At 65.1% G+C, this 19,126-nt stretch carries 16 protein-coding genes and 1 pseudogene; 11 read left to right on the top strand and 6 right to left on the bottom strand.

Features of this window, described 5'->3' with window-relative positions:
• Positions 1-20 precede the first annotated feature (20 nt).
• From murA to RAD04_RS14870, 4 genes are all read left to right on the top strand, one after another.
• Positions 21-1,316 carry a UDP-N-acetylglucosamine 1-carboxyvinyltransferase gene (gene murA / locus RAD04_RS14885; protein WP_028139540.1) on the top strand — a complete coding sequence of 432 codons (1,296 nt, stop codon included), beginning with the start codon at positions 21-23 and terminating at the stop codon, positions 1,314-1,316.
• A gap of 367 nt (positions 1,317-1,683) precedes the next feature.
• Positions 1,684-3,078, top strand: a complete 1,395-nt coding sequence (locus tag RAD04_RS14880) for an MATE family efflux transporter (protein ID WP_461624357.1) — start codon at positions 1,684-1,686, stop codon at positions 3,076-3,078.
• Positions 3,075-3,560, top strand: a complete 486-nt coding sequence (locus tag RAD04_RS14875) for a DUF2867 domain-containing protein (protein WP_461624356.1) — start codon at positions 3,075-3,077, stop codon at positions 3,558-3,560. The genes RAD04_RS14880 and RAD04_RS14875 overlap by 4 nt, the downstream gene beginning before the upstream one ends.
• On the top strand, positions 3,560-4,222 hold the full coding sequence (locus tag RAD04_RS14870) for a 2-hydroxychromene-2-carboxylate isomerase (protein ID WP_461624355.1): 663 nt from the start codon (positions 3,560-3,562) through the stop codon (positions 4,220-4,222). Before RAD04_RS14875 ends, RAD04_RS14870 begins: the two co-directional genes overlap by 1 nt.
• 16 nt (positions 4,223-4,238) lie before the next feature.
• Here the strand turns inward: RAD04_RS14870 and RAD04_RS14865 are convergent, their stop codons facing one another.
• Together RAD04_RS14865 and RAD04_RS14860 are read right to left on the bottom strand one after the other, a co-directional pair.
• Complete coding sequence (locus tag RAD04_RS14865; protein ID WP_461624354.1) at positions 4,239-4,733, bottom strand: septal ring lytic transglycosylase RlpA family protein; 495 nt, start codon at positions 4,731-4,733, stop codon at positions 4,239-4,241.
• 309 nt (positions 4,734-5,042) lie between these two features.
• Positions 5,043-6,158, bottom strand: coding sequence for an FUSC family protein (locus tag RAD04_RS14860; RefSeq protein ID WP_461624353.1), 1,116 nt, complete (start codon positions 6,156-6,158; stop codon positions 5,043-5,045).
• A 133-nt stretch (positions 6,159-6,291) separates the two neighbouring features.
• Here RAD04_RS14860 and RAD04_RS14855 point away from each other — a divergent pair, with 133 nt between their 5' ends.
• Complete coding sequence (locus tag RAD04_RS14855; RefSeq protein WP_461624352.1) at positions 6,292-7,659, top strand: MmgE/PrpD family protein; 1,368 nt, start codon at positions 6,292-6,294, stop codon at positions 7,657-7,659.
• Between the two features lie 7 nt (positions 7,660-7,666).
• Here RAD04_RS14855 and RAD04_RS14850 read toward each other — a convergent pair whose 3' ends face one another.
• A complete protein-coding gene (locus RAD04_RS14850) occupies positions 7,667-9,094 on the bottom strand; it encodes a serine hydrolase domain-containing protein (protein WP_461624351.1) in 1,428 nt (475 codons plus the stop codon).
• Positions 9,095-9,240: 146 nt separating this feature from the next.
• Positions 9,241-10,302, bottom strand: a complete 1,062-nt coding sequence (locus tag RAD04_RS14845; protein WP_461624350.1) for a helix-turn-helix domain-containing protein — start codon at positions 10,300-10,302, stop codon at positions 9,241-9,243.
• Positions 10,303-10,571: 269 nt separating this feature from the next.
• Here RAD04_RS14845 and RAD04_RS14840 point away from each other — a divergent pair, with 269 nt between their 5' ends.
• The 4 genes and pseudogenes from RAD04_RS14840 to RAD04_RS14825 all read left to right on the top strand — a co-directional run bounded on the left by RAD04_RS14840 (position 10,572) and on the right by RAD04_RS14825 (position 13,736).
• On the top strand, positions 10,572-11,489 hold the full coding sequence (locus tag RAD04_RS14840) for a pirin family protein (RefSeq protein WP_461624349.1): 918 nt from the start codon (positions 10,572-10,574) through the stop codon (positions 11,487-11,489).
• Positions 11,490-11,566: 77 nt separating this feature from the next.
• Complete coding sequence (locus RAD04_RS14835; protein ID WP_461624348.1) at positions 11,567-12,481, top strand: phosphoribosylaminoimidazolesuccinocarboxamide synthase; 915 nt, start codon at positions 11,567-11,569, stop codon at positions 12,479-12,481.
• A gap of 360 nt (positions 12,482-12,841) precedes the next feature.
• Positions 12,842-13,031, top strand: a pseudogene (locus tag RAD04_RS14830) (hypothetical protein); the annotation flags it as partial.
• A 429-nt stretch (positions 13,032-13,460) separates the two neighbouring features.
• Complete coding sequence (locus tag RAD04_RS14825; RefSeq protein WP_104464997.1) at positions 13,461-13,736, top strand: hypothetical protein; 276 nt, start codon at positions 13,461-13,463, stop codon at positions 13,734-13,736.
• Between the two features lie 52 nt (positions 13,737-13,788).
• Here RAD04_RS14825 and RAD04_RS14820 read toward each other — a convergent pair whose 3' ends face one another.
• Positions 13,789-15,282 (bottom strand): NAD-dependent succinate-semialdehyde dehydrogenase, encoded by a 1,494-nt coding sequence (locus RAD04_RS14820; protein WP_461624347.1) that lies wholly within the window; start codon positions 15,280-15,282, stop codon positions 13,789-13,791.
• 119 nt (positions 15,283-15,401) lie between these two features.
• The gene (locus RAD04_RS14815) at positions 15,402-15,722 is read right to left on the bottom strand and encodes a hypothetical protein (protein ID WP_018319440.1); all 321 of its coding nucleotides are present in this window, start codon (positions 15,720-15,722) and stop codon (positions 15,402-15,404) included.
• A gap of 346 nt (positions 15,723-16,068) precedes the next feature.
• Between RAD04_RS14815 and RAD04_RS14810 the strand changes: the two genes are divergently transcribed.
• Entirely contained in the window at positions 16,069-17,262 is a 1,194-nt protein-coding gene (locus RAD04_RS14810) for a serine hydrolase domain-containing protein (protein WP_461624346.1), read from the top strand.
• Between the two features lie 119 nt (positions 17,263-17,381).
• Complete coding sequence (locus RAD04_RS14805) at positions 17,382-19,076, top strand: AMP-binding protein (protein WP_461624405.1); 1,695 nt, start codon at positions 17,382-17,384, stop codon at positions 19,074-19,076.
• Positions 19,077-19,126: the final 50 nt, after the last annotated feature.

Here is a 19,126-nt window from a genome sequence, read left to right as displayed (position 1 = left end):
AACAGGACAGCGAGAACCCCGTGGCGCCCATCCAATATATCGTCGAGGGCGGTCACCGGCTCTCGGGCTCGATCGAGCCGTCCGGCAACAAGAATTCGGCGCTGCCGATCATCGCTGCCGCCCTGCTCACCGAGCATCCGGTGACGCTGGAGAACGTGCCGCGCATCCGCGACACCGAAACGCTGGTCGAGCTGATCCGCTCGGTCGGCGCGGCGGCGGAATGGACCGGACGCAACACGCTTCACATCCATGCCAAGAGCATCCGCGCCGCCGATCTCGACCCTGAGCTCTGCGTGCGCATCCGCGCCTCGATCCTGCTCGCAGGGCCCCTGCTCGCGCGCTGCGGCGAGGTGATGCTGCCGCCGCCCGGCGGCGACGTCATCGGCCGCCGCCGCCTGGACACCCACGTGCTGGCGCTGGAGCAGCTCGGCGCCAAGGTCACCGCGACCGACCGGCTCGAATTCCGCGCGCCCAAGCTTGCCGGCGCGGACGTGTTCCTGGACGAGCCGAGCGTCACCGCGACGGAGAACGCGCTGGTGGCGGCGGTCGCCGCCGACGGCGTCACCCATTTGCGCAACGCGGCCTCCGAGCCCCATGTGCAGGACCTCGCCAATTTCCTGGTCGCGCTCGGTGCGAAGATCGAGGGCATCGGCACCAACACCATGATCATTCATGGGCCGGCAACGCTGGGAGAAGCGACCTATCGGATCCAGCCCGACCATATCGAGGTCGGCTCGCTGATCGGGCTTGCCGCCGTGACGCGCTCGCCGCTTCGCATCACGCGCGCCGGCGTCGAGCATCTGCGCTCGATCCGCATGGGGTTTGAGCGGCTCGGCATCGTCTGCCGGGTCGAGGGCGACGACCTGATCGTGCCGTCGAACCAGACGCTGAAGATCCAGGACGATTTCGGCGGCCACGTGCCGAAGCTGGAGGACCAGCCCTGGCCGGCCTTCCCGGCCGACCTGATGTCGATCGCGATCGTCACCGCCACGCAATGCGAGGGCGTGATCCTGATGTTCGAGAAGATGTTCGAATCCAGGATGTTCTTCGTCGACAAGCTGATCGCGATGGGCGCGCGCATCGTGCTGTGCGACCCGCACCGCGCGATCATCGCCGGGCCCAGCCGCCTGCACGGCGCGACCATGACCTCGCCCGACATCCGCGCCGGCATGGCGATGCTGCTGGCTGCGGTGTGCGCCCAGGGCACCTCTACCATCAACAACGCCGACCAGATCGAGCGCGGCTATGAGCGCATCGAGGAACGGCTGAACGCGCTCGGCGCGAAGATCAAGCGCGTGCCGGAGCGGAAGGGCTGAGGCTTTTCTTTGCAGGAGCAGGTGGCGCTCCTCGCACAGTATCGTAGGGTGGGCGAAGCGACTTGTCCGCCGTAGCTCGTAGAGCGAAGGCGGAAGCGTGCCCACGGCTTCCGTGCAATATTTGATAGGTCGTGGGCACGGCGCTAGCGCGCCTTTGCCCACCCTACGATTCCTGAGCAAGCGGATAGAGATCCCTCACCCGTTGTGTGCCCCGGACGCAGCGCAGCGCTTCTTCAGCGGTGCGCTGCTGAGCCGGGGCCCATGCGGCTAAGAGCTGCACGCTTGGCTCCTGGATCCCGGCTCGCGCTTCGCGCGTCCGGGACACGCGGGCCATGTTTTCGTCGCGCGGTCGTGCTAATGAGCCGCCATGCTCGACACCGTCCAACATCATTCGCAGCCGCAAGCCGGCGTGCCGCAGAACCATCTCGCCGAAGAGTTCGTCGAGACGCTGCGGCTGGCCGTGCCGATGATGCTGACGCAGCTCGGGCAGATTGCGATGATCACGACCGATCTCGCGCTGATCGGGCGGCTTGGCGAGGATGCGGTGGCCGCGGCGGCGCTGGCGCACACGGTCTATTTCGTCAGCTTCACCTTCGGGCTCGGATTGATGGCCGCGGTGTCGCCGCTGGCCGCGCAGGCGTTCGGCGCCGGCGATGTCAGGCTGATCCGCCGCTCCTTGCGCGTCGGGCTGTGGGTCGCGCTGCTGATCTCGCTGCCGATGATGGCCTCGCCGCTCTATGGCGAGCGGATCCTGCTCGCGCTCGGACAGGCGCCGCAGTCGGCCGCGCTGGCCCAGCGCTATCTCAACGGCCTGGCCTGGGGCATCGCGCCGGCGCTCGGCTTCATCGCGCTGCGCAGCATGATGAGCGCGGTGAACCGGCCGCAGCCGCCGCTGTGGATCACGCTCGCGGCGATCCCGGTCAATGCCGCGCTGGTCTATGCGCTGATCCACGGCCTGTTCGGCCTGCCGGAGCTCGGCCTGTTCGGCGCCGGACTTGCGACCACGATCGTCAACCTCGGCACGTTCGTCGCCGTGCTCGCCATCGCAGGGCTGTGCAAACCGTTTTCGGACTACCGGCCACTCGCCCGCCTGTGGCGGATCGACTGGCCCCTGATGCGCCAGCTGATCGCGATCGGCGCGCCGATCTCGTTTTCGCTGCTGCTGGAATATGGCCTGTTCTCCTCGGCGGCGTTGCTGATGGGGCTGATCTCGACCGCCGCGATTGCCGCGCATCAGATCGCGCTTCAGGTCACCGCCGTGCTGTTCATGGTGCCGCTCGGCATCGGCATGGCGGCCACCGTGCGGGTCGGCCACGCCTTCGGCCGCGGCGAGCCGGCGGCGGTGAAGCGCGCCGGGCTCGTCGCCGCGTTGCTCGGCATGGCGCTCGTCTCCGCGCTGACGATCGCCATCATCCTCGGCCGCTACCAGCTGGGCCGGCTGTTCTTCGGCAGCGGCGAGGCGAGCGCGGCCACCATCGAGCTGACCGCGACGCTGCTGCTGGTCGGCGCCACCTTCTTCATCGCCGATGGCCTGCAGACCATCATGGGCGGCGCGCTGCGCGGCATCAACGATACGAGAATGACGCTGCTGTTCGCGGCAATCGGCTATTGGGGCATTGCCTTTCCCATCGCCTGGGTGCTGGCCTTCAACGCCGGGCTCGGCGCGGTCGGCGTCTGGGTCGGGTTTTCGGTCGGGACGTTCGTTTATGCCGGGCTCTTGATCTTGCGCTTCCGGATGCTGACGCGCAGACTGGCGGGATGAACGGGACCATCCGCGAAGTCACGCCTGAGGTCGATGCCGACACGCTGCTGGCAGGCGCGCAATTCGTCGACGCGTTTCGCGTCGAGATCGGCGCAGCGACGGTGAATGCCCGCGAGGCCTGCACCCGGATGGTGCTGCACGGGCCGCGCTGGATCGACGTGCTGCTGCGCCTGCGCAACATTCTGGTGACGCCGTTCGGGCTGAAGACATCGGGCGAAGGCGCACCGGCGTCGCACGGATTGATCGGCCTGTTTCCGGTGGTCGACGAAACGCCGGAGCGTCTGGTCGCGGGTTTCGACGACTACCACCTCGACTTCCGCATCGTGATCGATGTTGCTGGAGGTATCGCAAGCCGGCAGGTGACCTCGACCACGCTGGTGCGGACGCATAATCTTCTGGGCCGAACCTACCTCGCCCTCATCACACCCTTCCACAAGCTCGTCGTCCGCGCCATGATGGGGCGGATCGTGGAGCCGGCGTGATGATGCTGTCCGTCGATCTATTCTTCTCCTTCCGCAGCCCGTTCAGCTATCTGGCGCTGCCGAAGACGCTGAAGCTCGTCGAAGACTACGATCTCGCCGTGAACCTGCGGCCGGTCTATCCGCTCGCGGTCCGCGTGCCCGGCTTCTTCAAGAAGGCCAGCCCGAACTTCATTCGCTATGTGGTGCTCGACAGCACGCGCGTGGCGCAGCACGAGGGCATTCCGTTCCGCTTTCCCCGGCCCGATCCGATCGTGCAGGACAAGACGACGTTCGATGTCGCGGCCGAGCAGCCCTACATCCACCGCCTGACCCGCCTGGGCGCCATGGCGCAGCTCGAGGGACGCTCGCTCGCATTCACCTCCGCAATCGCGCGCGTGCTGTGGGACGGCTCGGTGGCGGGCTGGAACGAAGGCGATCATCTCGCGCGCGCCGCCGAGAGCGCCGGCTTCGACCTCGCCGCGATGGATGAAGCGATCAGCGCCGACGCGGATCGCTACGAGCAGGTGATCGCCGGAAACGAGAAGGATCACGCCGCCTCCGGCCATTGGGGCGTGCCGACCTTCGTATTCGAGAACGAGCCGTTCTTCGGCCAGGACCGCATCGATCTCTTGCTCTGGCGCATGCAGGGCAAGGGGCTGACGAAGCGTCCGGGCCGACATTGACGAACACCGCCTGTGTTCAGCCCACCGGCCCCGGGGTCCAATTGTCCCCTGCAAGCGGACTCACTCTCACATCGGGAATGACTCCAAGGTCCATGCTTGGATCGAAATGGCGCATCGTCCGCTCATTGAGGTCAATGATGCGGCCAGGTCTTAGTGGCCCCACGTCATTTATCTTGACGATGACCTTCTTGCCCACGGCTTCGACGAGGGCATATTTCGGCCTAGCGCCAAATTGAACCCCACCGAATTTGCGACGCAAGCTCGTCTTGATCGCAGCCGTCCAGGCAGAGGGATCATAACGCTCGCCGGTGGCTGTCTTCGGACCGCCCTCCTCCTTGCCGGGCTTGAACGGATTGTATGTGGACGCAGCCCCAACGATCGCATCGCCAGAGGCGGCATCGACGACGTCACTTGAGTGATCCCCGCGTGTTTCACTTCGAGCAACGGCAACAGAGAAGGCGAGCGCAATCAGGGCACCGCAAATTGCGGCGCTCGAGCGGAATAGCATCATAAGTCCTGTGATTTTTTAGATTGTCCGGTTCCAGAACCGCAAACGTGGTCAAGCGAACGCAGAAGCGTTCATGAACTTGCGCCAATCGTTTTGCGGATTCGAGCCAACCCCTGGCTACGGAACCGTCGTGGGAACCGGAGTGGCCCTCACGTAGTGTTTTAGCTTCACACCGACTAAGACAGAGATTGCGTCAGCAGCATGACCCGATGGAACCCAGCGCGTGCAAGGTCGCAGGCAGTCGATCAGAGCCACGCCGCGCGATGTGCGCATTGCTGTCGAAAGCCGACGTTTACGAGGACGTGCCCGAACTCACTCCGCAACGCGCGCGGACTTGTCGGCCGAGGCCTCCGACCATTCGCCGACCACGCGATCGAGGTCGCAGAGATTCTGGTGCATCTGCTCCAGAGAGAAGCCGAGTGCGAAGAAGCGTTCGGCAGTGTCGCCGGCGTGGCCACGGATCAGGCCGTCGTGCCGGACGGATGCAACCGCTTCGGCGTAGTGCTGGAGCGCGACGTGGACGGGATGGATCGGCGGCGCGCCGGCGCCTTCACGCAAGGCCGCCGCGGCCGAACGCAGGAAGCGCGCGATCACCGTAGAGACCTCCGTCAGCGGAGCTGCGAGCCGCGTCTGCACTTCGATCGGCAACGGCACCACCGTAGCGCGGCCGATCATCACGACGTCATGGCGCAGGCGCAGGACCGTTCGCAGCAGCGGACCGGTGTCGGGACCGCTCGACAGCCGCGCGGCGCGCTCGCGCTCGGCTTCACTGCCGATGGCATTGAGACCAACCATCGCGGTGCCGATCCCGTCCTGGATCCGGTGCAGCGCGTCGTTATCGCGGCCGCGGGTGAGGCCCGCAAGCAGCTCAGTGAAAGCATCGGCGATCAGCTCAAGCAGGATCGCGGCGCTGGCACGGATCTGCCGCACCGCGCGCGAGGGCAGCACCAGGAACGACACCAGCAATCCCGTGATGGCGCCGACCGCGACCTCGCTGACACGGTCGATCGCCGAGGTCATGGGATCGGAGTGATGCATGGTCGGAACCAGGAGCACGATCACGGCGGTCACGGTGGCGGCGCTGAGGCTCGGATTGATCGCGGCGATGAAGGCGAGCGGCGCGACCGAGAGCACCAGGAGCCCCAATAGGCCGGCTTCGCTGGAATAGGGGATCAGGATCGCGATGGCGCCGCCATAGATGGCACCGCCGATGGTGCCGAGCATGTAGTCGCGCGTCGCCTTCAACGAGCGGCCGACGCTCATCTGGGTCACGATCAGTGAGGTCAGCACCGCCCAGAGCGGCAATAGCAGATGCAGCGCCGTGGCGAGCGCATAGGCCGCGGTCGCGGCCACCGTGACCCGGATCGCCAGCCCGAGTTGCGTCCGCCGCGACCTGATCCGCTCCCACGCCTGTCCTGCGAATGCCATCGTCAGACGTCCCAATCTTCTCAGGCCAAATCTTCTCAGGCCAAGCAAAAGCATGGCTGATGCCCGCGGCCGCAAGGCCGCTTGAAAGGCCAAATCAGCCCGCCTAACTTGCGCGCCAAAACGAGGAAACACGATGGCCCACGAAACCGCAACGCTCGCCGCCTACGTCTTCAACCTGAAATACCAGGATATTCCGGCGGAGGTGCTGGATCGCGCAAAAGTGCTGACGCTGGACTTCCTCGGCAGCGCGATCCGGGCCAGGCGGGAAGCGGAATCGACCCCGTCGATACTGAAGATGCTGGAGGCGCTGGCGCTCGACACCAAGGGCGAATCCACCGTGTTCGGCGACACCAAGACCTGGACGCCGGCGGTCGCGGCGCTGCTCAATGGCGCGCTCGGCCATTCCCTCGATTTCGACGATACCCACGCCGATTCCTCGCTGCATCCGAGTGCGCCGGTCGTTCCGGCCGCCTTCGCCGTCGGCGAGATGGTCGGCGCTTCGGGCCGCGAGGTGCTGACCGCGATCGTCGCGGGCTATGAGGTCTGCTGCCGGCTCGGCAACGCGCTCGATCCGACCTCGCATTATGCGCGCGGCTTCCACCCGACCGCGACCGCCGGCACCTATGGCGCTGCCGCGGCGGCCGGAAAACTGTTCGGCCTCTCCGAGCAGCAGCTCATTGCCGCTTTCGGCGTCTCCGGCAGCCAGGCCGCGGGTTCGCTGCAGTTCCTGGTCAACGGCGCCTGGAATAAGCGCTACCAGGTCGGCGCCGCCGCGATGAACGGCGTGATCGCCGCGACGCTGGCGCGCAACGATTTCGTCGGCGCGACCGAATCGGTCGAAGGCAAGCACGGCCTGCTCGCCGGCTACACCGACGATGCTCATCCGGACAAGGCGGTCGCCGAGCTTGGCAAGACCTACGAGACCATGAAGATCGGCGTGAAGCCATATCCGAGCTGCCGCTACACCCATGCGGCGATCGATGCGCTGATCGCGATGCGGCGTGAGCACAATCTGACGCCCGACCAGGTCAAGCGCGTCGAGATCGGCCTGCATCGCAACGGCATCACACTGACCGGCGATGCTGCGACCAAGCGTCATCCGACCTCGATCGTCGGCGGCCAGTTCTCGATGTTCTTCACCGGCGCGCTCGCGCTCGACCAGGGTTCGTTCGGCTGGGACGACTATAACCGCCTTGGCGACGCCGCGATCGACGCGCTCGCCGACAAGTTCGAGGTGGTGCAGGACGACCGGCTCGAGATCGGACGCACCCATCCGTTCGGCGCCCGCGTCAGCATCACGACGGACGATGGCGTGCATGAGCGGCTCTATGCGGATCCCTCCGGCGAGCCGAATTCGTTCCCGGACGCGCAGGCGATGCAGCAGAAATTCCTGACGCTCGCGCGCCCCGTGCTCAACGCGCGCGCGGAAAAATTCGCGGATGCGATCATGACGCTGGAGCGTTTCGACCGCGTGGCCAAGGCGACGGAGCTGGGGCGATAACAGCCGCCTAGTTCGTCCCCGCCAGCTTTCCCTTCTCGCACGTCGCGGCCACCACATCACGCACCAAATCGAACACGCCATCCGCCCCCAGCGGCCCGTTCGGCGAGCGACCGAGGCGCACGATCACCAGCTTCTCCGACGGGATCATGATCGCGTACTGCCCGATCGTGCCCTTGGCGAAGAAGGCATCGCGCGGCCAGCCGTGCGCGATGCGAAACTTCGCACCAATGCTGCTGCCCTGGTTGGTCCAGAAGCCGGCGCCGATGCCGGCCCAGGCATTTGGCGTGGCTGACGCGGAATAATTCACCCAGCCCTCGGGCAGGATACGCTTGCCGCCGGCTATGCCGTCGTTGAGATAGAGCTGGCCGAAGCGCGCCCAGTCGCGCGCAGAGGCCAGCATTTCGCCGGAGCCCTCGATCGTGCCTGAAGCGTCGAGCTGAAGCGTGACGTTGACCATGCCGAGTGGCGCGAACAATTCGCGGCGCGCGAAGCGGAGCGCATCGGCGGGCTTGCCGCCGGCGGCATCACGCAGCAGATGCGCGAGGATGAGGAAGTTGCCGTCGTGATAATTCCACGCCGTGCCCGGCGCGGTTGCAAGCGGCGCGCGCTCGGCAAAGCTGGCCATATCGTCTTCGGCGTATTTCATGGTGTTGACCGGTTCCAGCGTGGAACCGAGCGAGGCCTCCAGCGAGCTTCCAAGCGCAATGCCCGCGGTGTGACGCAGCAATTGATCGACGGTGATCGGATGACGCGGATCATCCAGATTTTGCCAGGCAGCGACGGGCACGGGCCCGTCGAGCTTCAACTTGCCCTGGCGCACCAGAATGCCTGTCAGGGCCGACATCACCGACTTCGTCATGGAGAAACCAAGCAGTTGCGTCTCCGGCCCGATGCCGTCGGCATAGCGCTCGGCGATGATCCGGCCGGCCTTCATGACAACGATAGCGCGGGTGCGGCGATAAGGCGGCTGCGTGGGCTCGGCAAAGGCGCGGTCGAGCACGGCTGCCAGGCCCTCGCTCTGCGGCGGCACGATCCCCGGGCCGGCGATCTCGGGGAGCAGCGCGGGCTGCTTGTCGTCCGGCGGCAACGCGACATCAGCGATCCCCTGCCCGTGTTCGAGCGTGCAACCAAGTCCCTCGCGATAGACGGCATGGCTGCGGCCGATTCCGAACAGGGACACCGTGACATCCTTGCGCGTGCGATCGACCCGAAGATCCATCGCCCAGGTGAGCAGACCCGCGCCCGGCATCGCGTCGGTGGTCTCGGCGAGGTCGCGCATGAGATCGAGGCCGGAGACGAAGGTCTCCGAGCAGAGCGTGTGGGCGATGAAGCCGGTCGCAACCTTCGGCGCGTCGCGGGCGCGTGCGGCGCCGAGCGCGAGGCCGGCACAGGCGATGGTGGTGGTGAGGAGAATGATCTTGCGGCGGCGAGTCACGGGCTTTCTCCGGCTTTCGGGCGAGTGCGGGAGAGCAGGCCGGATGCAGGCGATACGCGCTCGCCGGATTTGAAAAACGACCTCGTCGAAAGTGATCGAGGCTCGTCGATTTCGGAATTCTTACGTGATTTCAAAGATCTAAAAATCTAGGCCGCGTCAGCCTTGAGCCGGCGATATTCCGTCGGCGTCACCCCGGTCACGGCCTTGAAGGCGCGGTTGAACGGACCCAGCGACTGGAAGCCGGCGTCCATCGCGATGGTGATGACGGGAACCTCGGCCTGGGTGGCATCGGCGAGCGCAGCCTTGGCCTCCTCGATCCGGTGGTTGTTCAGGAACACATTGAAGTTGCGATAACCGAGCCGCTGGTTGATCAGCCGGCGCAGCCGGTATTCCGGAATTTTCAGCCGGCCCGCCAGCACGCCGATGGTGATGTTCTCCTGACGATAGATCCGCTCGCCCGCCATCAGTCGCATCAGGGCGTCGATGAGTTTTTGATCGGCGGATTCATCGGCCGCAGGCTGACTGAAAACTACCGGCGGGGCGGGCGCCACCGCGGCCGGAAACAGGTCCGCGCCATCGATGCGCATCATGGCATAGACGATTGCCGCGACGGTGCAGGCGAGCACGCCGGCATTGATGGTTTCGGCGACATCGCCGACCTGGTGGCCGACGACGGCGATCTGGAGCACCGCGTTCAGCCCGCCATAGAGCGCGGTTGCACAGACGACGAAGACACGAGCGCTGCGGCGGCGCTCGACCAGGTCAGACGGCCAGGAGGCGATCATCTGCCCGACCGCAAGGGCGATGAAACCGAGCACGATCAGATTGACCACCGTCACCGAGAAGCGCACATGGCCGCTGGGCGCAATCCAGACGCAGCCTGCGAAGCTGAAGGCCGTCACCAGCGCCCAGACCCATCCGTGCCACCAGCGGAGGTGAAACTCGTCGTCGAACAGGGAGCGTGTGAACAGCCAGAACACTACGATGGTGCCAGTCGACAACGCGATCAGCGGTGCATGCCAGAGCGCGATCGGCGAGGTGACATCCACCGAATAGCTCACCGCATGCGCGGCCGAGCTGAACGCGAAGGCGGCGCCGAGGCGGGCTGCCAGCACATTGCGAAAGTCGTGCAACAGCGACGCCGCCAGCATCAGTAGCAGCGCAACGCTGGCAGCGCGGAAGGCGAGCTCGGTTGCGGCAAGGGTCATCGGCTGGGGCGAACGGGAGTGGTTGGAACCTGCCGAACATCGTTCGTTGGCGTTATTTTTTCAAGGACCATCCTCACTCACAACTGTCATCGCCCGGCTCGACCGGGCGATCCAGTACTCCGAGACAGTTATAATTGAACCGAAGAGCCCCGGCGTACTGGATTCCCCGCTTTCGCGGGGAATGACAGCGGAGTTTGCCGGCGGCCTTTGCCACGACGACGACAAACTCTGCTAAGATCAAGCTCACAAAGATACAGAAGGAGTCCACCATGAGCTGGCAACCCTCGAACGATCCCGTGCTCGGCGATCCCATGTCCTGCGATGCGCTCGATCTCGTCATCGTGCCGCGCACGCGCGATCTCGGCGACGGATTCGCGGTGCGACGCGCGCTGCCGCATGGCAAGCGGCAGATGGTCGGGCCCTTCATCTTCTTCGATCATTTCGGACCGGTGCAGTTCGTTTCCGGCAAGGGCATGGACGTGCGGCCGCATCCGCATATCGGGCTTGCCACCGTGACCTACCTGTTCGACGGCGCTATCATGCATCGCGACAGCGAGGGCAACGTCCAGGAGATCGCGCCCGGCGCGATGAATTTGATGACGGCCGGGCGCGGCATCGCGCATTCCGAGCGCACGCCGGAAGCGCAGCGCTCCTCGGGCCAGAAGATGCTGGGCCTGCAAAGCTGGATCGCGCTGCCGGCGGGATCGGAAGAGATCGCGCCGTCGTTCCAGCATTACGGCGCCGGCGATTTGCCGATGATCTCGGAGCGCGATTTCACCGCGCGGGTGATCGCCGGCTCGTCGTTCGGCATCACGTCGCCCGTGACGATGGTCTCGCCCTGGTTCTACACCGAGGTCACGGCTGCCGCCGGCGCGAGCGTGCCGCTCGATCCCGATCATGAGGAGCGCGCGATCTATATCGTCGACGGCGAGGTCGAGATCGCAAACGAGCGTTACGAGGCGCCGCGGCTTCTGATCTTCCGCCCGGGCGACCGCATCACCGTGAAGGCCGTGAGGCCCACCCGGATGATGTTTCTCGGCGGCGATGCGCTGGAGGGGCCGCGCCACGTCTGGTGGAATTTCGTATCCTCCAGCAAGGAGCGGATCGAGCAGGCCAAGCAGGACTGGAAAACCGGCCGTTTCGCTGCAGTTCCGCAGGAACATGAGTTCATTCCGCTACCGGAATAGGCTAATCCGGTTGCCGGCCGTGCCGTCCAGTGCGGCCGGATGTCCTGCCTGATAGCCAAGTCTGCGAAAGCTTTGCGATGACCACCATGCTCTCCAGCGACCTGCCCCTGCCCAAGATCGGACGCGGCAAGGTGCGCGATATCTACGCCGTCGACGACGATCGCCTGCTGCTCGTCACCACCGATCGCATCAGCGCCTTCGACGTGGTGATGGGCGAGACCATCCCGATGAAGGGCGCGGTGCTGACGCAAATCAGCGCGTTCTGGTTCAACGAGCTCGAAGGCGTGGTGCCGCATCACATGATCAGCGCCGACACCGACGAGATCATGGCCGCCGTGCCGGCCTTGAAGCCGCACCGCGCCGAGATCCTCGGCCGCGCCATGCTGTCCCGCCGCACCACCGTGTTTCCGATCGAATGCGTGATCCGTGGTTATCTCTCGGGCTCGGCCTGGAAGGAATACGCCGCCAGCGGCACGCTCGCCGGCGAGAAGCTGAAGGCGGGCCTCGTCGAGAGCGAAAAGCTGGAGCCGTCGATCTTCAGCCCGGCGACCAAGGCCGAGACCGGCCACGACGAGAACATCACCATCGCGAAGATGCGCGAGGTCGTCGGCGACGAGGTTGCCTACACGCTCGAGAGCATGACGCGTGCGATCTACACGCTCGGTGAGGAATTGGCGCGCGAGCAGGGCATCATCATCGCCGACACCAAGTTCGAATTCGGCCGCGACAAGGACGGCCGCATCATCCTGATCGACGAGGTGATGACACCGGATTCCTCACGCTTCTGGGCGGTCGATGCCTACAAGCCCGGCCAGCCGCAGGCCAGCTTCGACAAGCAGCCCTTGCGCGACTATCTCGACGTCGAGCGCCGCGCCGGCCGCTGGAACGGTGACGCCCCGCCGCCGCCACTGCCGGCAAGCGTGGTGGAGGCGACCAGCAAGCGGTATCTGGAAGCGTATCGTCGCGTGACGGGGAAAGAGCTGAAGATTTAAGTCCGGCTGTTGTCACTCACTCCTTCATTGCGGGAGCCCTTGCGACGAAGCAATCCAGGCTGTTTCCGCGATGTAAGTGCTGCGGCGCTACCCCATGATAAGGCAGTTGGCGTGACCCATTGAGGCACGTCGGCACAATAGCGCCCCTCACCGATTTCCCATATGATCCATGGCTCTCCAAAGCACGACACGGCGTGCCTCCGATGAAGCGTCTCCTCTCGCAATCGCTCCTGCCGCCGCTTGCGCTGAGCGCAAACGGCTTCGGTTGCACGCCGCTCCAGACCAGCGCGACGAAGACGTCCAGGGACACCGCCCCTGGACAGCGAAGGCGCATTTGGAAGACAGCCATGGAGAAGAAGCATGACACCTACACGTGTGACAAGAATTGCCATAGCAGCCTCGACCTTTGCCTGCGCGGCGTTGTTCTCCTTCGCGTGGTCTGAGGAGCACGGCGTCTCGATGTCGGTCGACAATGCACAGGCGCGGGTCGGCCGCCCGCTGACTCCGGTGAGCGTTGCCGGCGTGGCGCGTCGACAGACTCGGCGCGCCGCATACGGCTACGGTGCTGCCGCAGCAGTCCGCGCAGGCGCCGCAGCAGTTGGCACGGCCGCCGCGGTTGCCGCAACGTCGCCGGGATGGGGGACCGGTCCGGGTTACTATGCGGGGAGCGGCCCCTACGCGTCTTACGCCTACTCGCCGGATGACTGGCGCAAGCGAAACGGCATGGTCTGCACGCCCGGTACGATGACCAAGATGGAAGACGGCCGGATGTATCGCTGCCAGTAACGACATAGGCGCACGGGCGGGAGGCGGCCTTCGAGCCGCCTTCCACATTTCGCGCCTCCGCCGAAAGTCCCGCGCCTCGCAGCAGCGAGCAAGCCGCTCTGCAAGTCCTCGGCTGCATTGATCCAGATCAAACCGGAAGCGAATGGCGGAGGAATGCTGCTCACTCGGCTTTGACACAACGAGGGAGATTGCCATGAGGCTGGTCGGCACCAAGCGAATGCTACTTGTTGCAGCCGTTCTGGGCTGCGGAATGTTCGGCTCGGCGAACTGGTCGAACGGCACCGGTATCGCACTCGGCGTTTCAAGCGCCGAAGCCAGGGTCGGCCGACCGGCCACCCCAGCGAGCGTCGCCGGCGTCGCACGCCGAACCACGCGGCGCGCGGTCGTCGGTGGCGCGGCTGTGGGTGCGGCAGCTGCCGGCGCAGCATGCGTCCGCGTCTATGTGAACGGCGCCTACGTGTGCCGCTGATGCATTCGCGCCGGCGAGTCCAAATCGCCGGCGCGGGAGCCTCGATTGCCGGTCACACCCCCGCCATCATCACGTATTTGATCTCGACATATTCTTCCATGCCGTGACGTGAGCCTTCGCGTCCCAGGCCGCTTTCCTTGACGCCGCCGAAGGGCGCGACTTCCGTGGTGATGAGACCGGTGTTGACGCCGACCATGCCAGACTCCAGCGCTTCGGCGACGCGCCAGACGCGGCCGAGATCGCGGGAGTAGAAATACGACGCCAGGCCAAACGGCGAGGCGTTGCACATCGCGACCACATCGGCTTCGTCCTTGAAGCGGATCACCGGCGCGAGCGGGCCGAAGGTTTCCTCCTGCGACACTAGCGAGTCCGGCTTGACGTCGGCAAGGACGGTCGGCTCGAAGAAGGAGCGTCCGAGCTCGCTGCGCTTGCCACCAGTGACGACCTTGGCGCCGCGCTTGACCGCATCCGCAATGTGGCGCTCGACCTTGTCGACCGCCTTCAGGTTGATCAGCGGCCCCTGCGTGACGCCGCTCTCGGTGCCATCACCGATCTTCATCGCGGCGACTTTCTTCGACAGCTTCTGCACGAACTCGTCGTAGATCTTGTCCTGAGCGTAGAGCCGGTTGGCGCAGACGCAGGTCTGGCCCATGTTGCGATATTTCGAGACGATGGCGCCTTCGACCGCAGCGTCGATATCGGCGTCGTCGAACACCACGAAGGGCGCATTGCCGCCGAGCTCGAGGCCAAGCCGCTTCACGCCGACGGAGGCCTGCTGGTAGAGGATCTTGCCGACCGCGGTCGAGCCGGTGAAGCCGACGAAGCGCACCGCCGGATGCTCACACAGCACCTTGCCGATCGGCGGCGCATCACCGGTGATGATGTTGAGCACGCCCTTGGGGATACCGGCCTTCTCGGCCAGCACGGCCAGCGCCAGCGCCGAGAGCGGCGTTTCATTGGCGGGCTTGAGCACCACGGTGCAGCCGGCGGCGAGCGCCGGGGAGACCTTGCGGGTGATCATGGAGTTCGGGAAATTCCACGGCGTGATCGCGCCGCAGACGCCGATCGGCTGCTTGATCGCGAGCAGCCGCGCGTCCGGCCGCTGCGTCGGAATGGTCTCGCCATAGACGCGGCGGGCTTCCTCCGCGAAGAACTCGATATAGGCCGCACCGATATCGACCTCGCCGAGCGCCTCCGAAAGCGGCTTGCCCTGCTCGGAGGTGAGGATCAGCGCGAGATCCTCGCGGTTGGCGATGATCAGCTCGAACCATTTGCGCAGGATGTTGGAGCGCTGCTTGGCGGTGTGCTTGGCCCAGGCCGGAAAGGCACGCTGAGCGGCCTCGACCGCCTTTGTGGTATCGTCGGCACCAAGCTGCGGCACTTTTGCAAGCTCGACGCCGTTGGCGGGATTGTTGACGGCAAAGACCGGCGTGCCGACCCAGGCGCCGTCGATGTAGCAGGCCTCCTTCAGGAGCGAGGGGTCTTTCAACCGGTCGCGCAGGGTGGCGGTGGCTTGCGTGGCGCGTGCGGCAGCGGGCGGGGTCATGGCGTTACTCCTCGAACGATCATTTCGGGGCGATCGGATCGGCCGGAATATAGGGACAAGCAGCGCGCAATGCACCGTCCCCCAACGCACATCTGATGGGAGCTAAACCGGCAGCGGCCTTAGGCCGCGCCGCTCATATAGGTCTCGCGGCGGCCGATCATCCGTTCCGCCGCGGCCTTGGCGTCGGCCTTCGACGAGGTTGCGCAGGTACGGTATTCGAGATCGGGAACGTCGGACGGGTTGCGGCGGCCGAACCAGTTCTTGGAGCCCACCGGCAGCAGCGCCAGCGCCTGCGCCAGATTGTCGACTGCGCCGAAGGAATAGAGCGCGCCGGTCCCGGCGATGCGCACCTCGTAGATCCCTGGCGAAATCGGCGCCTCCAGGTTCTCGCCCCGTCCGGGACGGGGATAGCGCTTCCATTCGCTCCAGGTCGAAATCATCTGAGGTCCCCCTCGCGGCCGCTTGGCGACCGCCAAATTTGCATCAAGTCTTAACGTCGGCCGTCGATTGGCCGAGTGCTGAACGCCGCAACGCACAAAATGTTTCAAGTGCTTCAAACACAGGAATCATATCGCCAGCGCCCATTCACGGTCACGGCGAGATGCGGCCATCCACCGCAGATTGTGACGGAGTGTTGCCGTTCGGCCTGCCTGTCGTCCTGCGTGTGGCACGGACCGTCAAGTCACGACATCGCGACCGCCGCGGGCACCTCGACGCGCTTGCCGCACGGAGCGTGCGGGAGGACAATCGATCACTGCCAACAATAATCAAACTCGAGGAAACGCCATGCAAAGCAAAGCTGAGATCGACGAGATTCTGCGTCAGAAGAGCGACGCCAAGGAGATTCCCGGGGTCGTCGCCATCGCCGCCAGCGGTAAGGACGTGCTGTATCAGGGCGCATTCGGCAAGCGCGACCTGTCCAAGCCCGACGCGATGACGGCGGACAGCGTGTTCTGGATCGCCTCGATGACGAAGGCGGTGACATCGGCGGGCGCGATGCAGCTGGTCGAGCAGGGCAAGCTGTCGCTGGATACGCCGATCAGTGAAGTGTTGCCCGATCTCGCCAAGCCGCAGGTGCTCGAAGGTTTTGATGCCAATGGCGAACCAAAACTGCGGCCGGCGAAGGGCGCGATCACGCTGCGCCATCTCATGACCCACACTGCCGGGTTTGCCTACAACGTTTGGAACGGCGATTGCGCGCAATATCTGGAGAAGACCGGAACGCCGAACATCTTCTCCTGCCAGAACGTTGCGCTGAAGACGCCGATCATGTCCGATCCCGGCACGCGCTGGGAATATGGCATCAACATCGACTTCGTCGGCAAGGCGGTGGAAGCCGTGAGCGGCAAACGTCTCGATGCTTACTTGCGCGATCACATGTTCACACCGCTCGGCATGAACGACACTGCCTTCAAGATCACCGACGACATGCGCCAGCGCCTGGTCGCCACGCACGCACGCGGCGAGGATGGATCGCTGGCGCCGATTCCGTTCGAGATCGAACAGAATCCGGAATTCCACATGGGGGGCGGCGGCCTCTACAGCACGGCCGGCGACTACATCAAGTTCACCCAGATGGTCCTCAACAAGGGCCGCGGAAACGGCAACCAGGTGCTGAAGCCCGAGACGGTCGCGCTGATGGGCCAGAACCACATCGGTGATCTCACGATTGGCAAGATGACGACAGTGGCGCCCATGTACACCAACGACGTCGATCTCTTCCCCGACATCGTGAAGAAGTGGGGGCTCTCCTTCCTGATCAACACCGCCAAGACGCCAGAAGGCCGCAGCGCCGGCAGCCTCGCCTGGGCCGGTCTTGCCAACACCTATTTCTGGATCGACCCGGCACGCGATATTTCCGGCGTCATCCTGATGCAGGTGTTGCCGTTCGTCGACGCCCAGTGCCTGCAGGCGTTCGCGGGCTTCGAGCGTGGCATCTACGCCGGGCTCGACGCGGGCAGCGGGCAGAAGGCGGCCTAGCCACTTAGTATGAGGTGCGCGGCGTCGCGCGCCTTCGCCGCAATCGATATCCTCGTGCCCAAGGCCATCGGCTTCAGGCACGAGGCACCAGCTTTGAGGAGACGAACTTGGCGGACGATCTGGCAGATAAAGCCGACAGCTACGTTTGCGGCATCTCGGACACGCCGCTGCTCGGCGACACCATCGGTCGCAGCCTCGACCACGCGGTGCGGCGGTGGGGCGATCGCGAGGCGCTGATCTCGCCCAGCCACGGTGTCAGATGGACATGGCGGGAATTCGCCGAGCGGGTCGATGCGCTCGCCGCGGGCTTTCTCGCGCTCGGGCTCGAACGCGGGGAGCGGATCGGCATCTGGTCGCTGAACCGGCCGGAATGGACGCTGACCCAATTCGCCGCCGCCAAAGCCGGCTTGATCCTGGTGACGATCAATCCGGCCTACCGCCTCAGCGAGCTCGAATTCGCGCTGAAGAAGGTCGGCTGCGCGGCGATCGTCACGGCGACGGCGTTCAAGACCAGCAATTACATGGAGATGCTCAACACGCTGCTGCCGGAGCTGGCGGGTGCCAGGCCCGGACAGCTGCAGGCGGCGCGATTGCCGGCCTTGCGGATGGTGATCCAGATCGGCGGCCCGGCGGCCTCAGGTACGATCCCTTTCGAGGAGGTCGCGCGCATGGGCAGAGCCGAGCATCGCGAGCAGCTTGCCACGCTCGGTGCTGCGCTTCAGTTCGACGACCCCGTCAACATCCAGTTCACCAGCGGCACCACCGGATCGCCGAAGGGCGTGACGCTGACCCACCACAACATCCTCAACAACGGCTATTTCACGGGGCGCGCGATGCGCCTGACCGAACAGGATCGCATCTGCATTCCGGTGCCACTCTATCATTGCTTCGGCATGGTCATGGGCAACCTTGCCTCGGTCACGCTCGGCACCACCATGGTCTACCCGGGCGAGGGCTTTGATCCGCTCGCGACGCTGCGCGCGGTCGAGCAGGAGAAATGCACTGCGCTGTACGGCGTGCCGACCATGTTCATCGCGGAGCTCGACCACCCCGAATTCAAGAATTTCAATTTGAAATCGCTGCGCACCGGCATCATGGCGGGCGCGCCCTGCCCGATCGAGGTAATGAAGCGCGTCAACACCGAGATGAACATGCGCGAGGTCACCATCGCCTATGGCATGACCGAGACCAGCCCGGTGAGCTTCCAGAGCGCGACCGACGATCCGCTCGAGCGCCGCGTCTCCACCGTCGGCCGCATTCACCCGCATGTCGAGGTGAAGGTCGTCGATCTCGAAGGCAGGATCGTCAAGCGAGGCGAACGCGGCGAGCTCTGCACTCGCGGCTACAGCGTCATGCTGGGTTATTGGGAGGAGAAGGAAAAGACGTCCGACGTGCTCGACGCCAATGGCTGGATGCACACCGGCGACCTCGCCACCATCGACGTATCAGGCTATTGCAACATCGTCGGCCGCATCAAGGATCTGGTGATCCGCGGCGGCGAAAACCTCTACCCGCGCGAGATCGAGGAGTTCTTGTACCGTCACCCCAAGATCCAGGACGTGCAGATCTTCGGCGTCGCCGACACCCGCTACGGCGAGGAGCTCTGCGCCTGGATTCGCGTCAGGCCGGGCGAAACGCTCACGGCCGAGGAGGTCCGCGCCTTCTGCGACGGCCAGATCGCCCACAACAAGATCCCGCGCTACGTGGAGTTCGTCGATGAATTCCCGATGACGGTGACGGGAAAGATCCAGAAATTCGTGATGCGCGATGCCGTGGAGCAGCGGCTGGGATTGAAGGCGGCGAAGACCGCGTGAGGGACTGAGTACCTTTTTCCGCACGACGGCGGTCATTCGCCGCGAAGGCG

The organism is Bradyrhizobium sp. 25ACV, assembly GCF_054863005.1.
Note: the sequence above shows the minus strand (reverse complement) of the source record. Positions and strands in the feature narration are given on the sequence as shown.

What these genes read in the sequence shown, in the direction of transcription:
- RAD04_RS14880 (WP_461624357.1), top strand. Translation starts at nt 1,684, where the DNA reads ATGCTCGACACCGTCCAACATCATTCGCAGCCGCAAGCCGGCGTGCCG.
- RAD04_RS14875 (WP_461624356.1), top strand. Translation starts at nt 3,075, where the DNA reads ATGAACGGGACCATCCGCGAAGTCACGCCTGAGGTCGATGCCGACACG.
- RAD04_RS14870 (WP_461624355.1), top strand. Translation starts at nt 3,560, where the DNA reads ATGATGCTGTCCGTCGATCTATTCTTCTCCTTCCGCAGCCCGTTCAGC.
- RAD04_RS14865 (WP_461624354.1), bottom strand. Translation starts at nt 4,733, where the DNA reads ATGATGCTATTCCGCTCGAGCGCCGCAATTTGCGGTGCCCTGATTGCG.
- RAD04_RS14860 (WP_461624353.1), bottom strand. Translation starts at nt 6,158, where the DNA reads ATGGCATTCGCAGGACAGGCGTGGGAGCGGATCAGGTCGCGGCGGACG.
- RAD04_RS14855 (WP_461624352.1), top strand. Translation starts at nt 6,292, where the DNA reads ATGGCCCACGAAACCGCAACGCTCGCCGCCTACGTCTTCAACCTGAAA.
- RAD04_RS14845 (WP_461624350.1), bottom strand. Translation starts at nt 10,302, where the DNA reads ATGACCCTTGCCGCAACCGAGCTCGCCTTCCGCGCTGCCAGCGTTGCG.
- RAD04_RS14840 (WP_461624349.1), top strand. Translation starts at nt 10,572, where the DNA reads ATGAGCTGGCAACCCTCGAACGATCCCGTGCTCGGCGATCCCATGTCC.
- RAD04_RS14835 (WP_461624348.1), top strand. Translation starts at nt 11,567, where the DNA reads ATGACCACCATGCTCTCCAGCGACCTGCCCCTGCCCAAGATCGGACGC.
- RAD04_RS14825 (WP_104464997.1), top strand. Translation starts at nt 13,461, where the DNA reads ATGAGGCTGGTCGGCACCAAGCGAATGCTACTTGTTGCAGCCGTTCTG.
- RAD04_RS14820 (WP_461624347.1), bottom strand. Translation starts at nt 15,282, where the DNA reads ATGACCCCGCCCGCTGCCGCACGCGCCACGCAAGCCACCGCCACCCTG.
- RAD04_RS14815 (WP_018319440.1), bottom strand. Translation starts at nt 15,722, where the DNA reads ATGATTTCGACCTGGAGCGAATGGAAGCGCTATCCCCGTCCCGGACGG.
- RAD04_RS14810 (WP_461624346.1), top strand. Translation starts at nt 16,069, where the DNA reads ATGCAAAGCAAAGCTGAGATCGACGAGATTCTGCGTCAGAAGAGCGAC.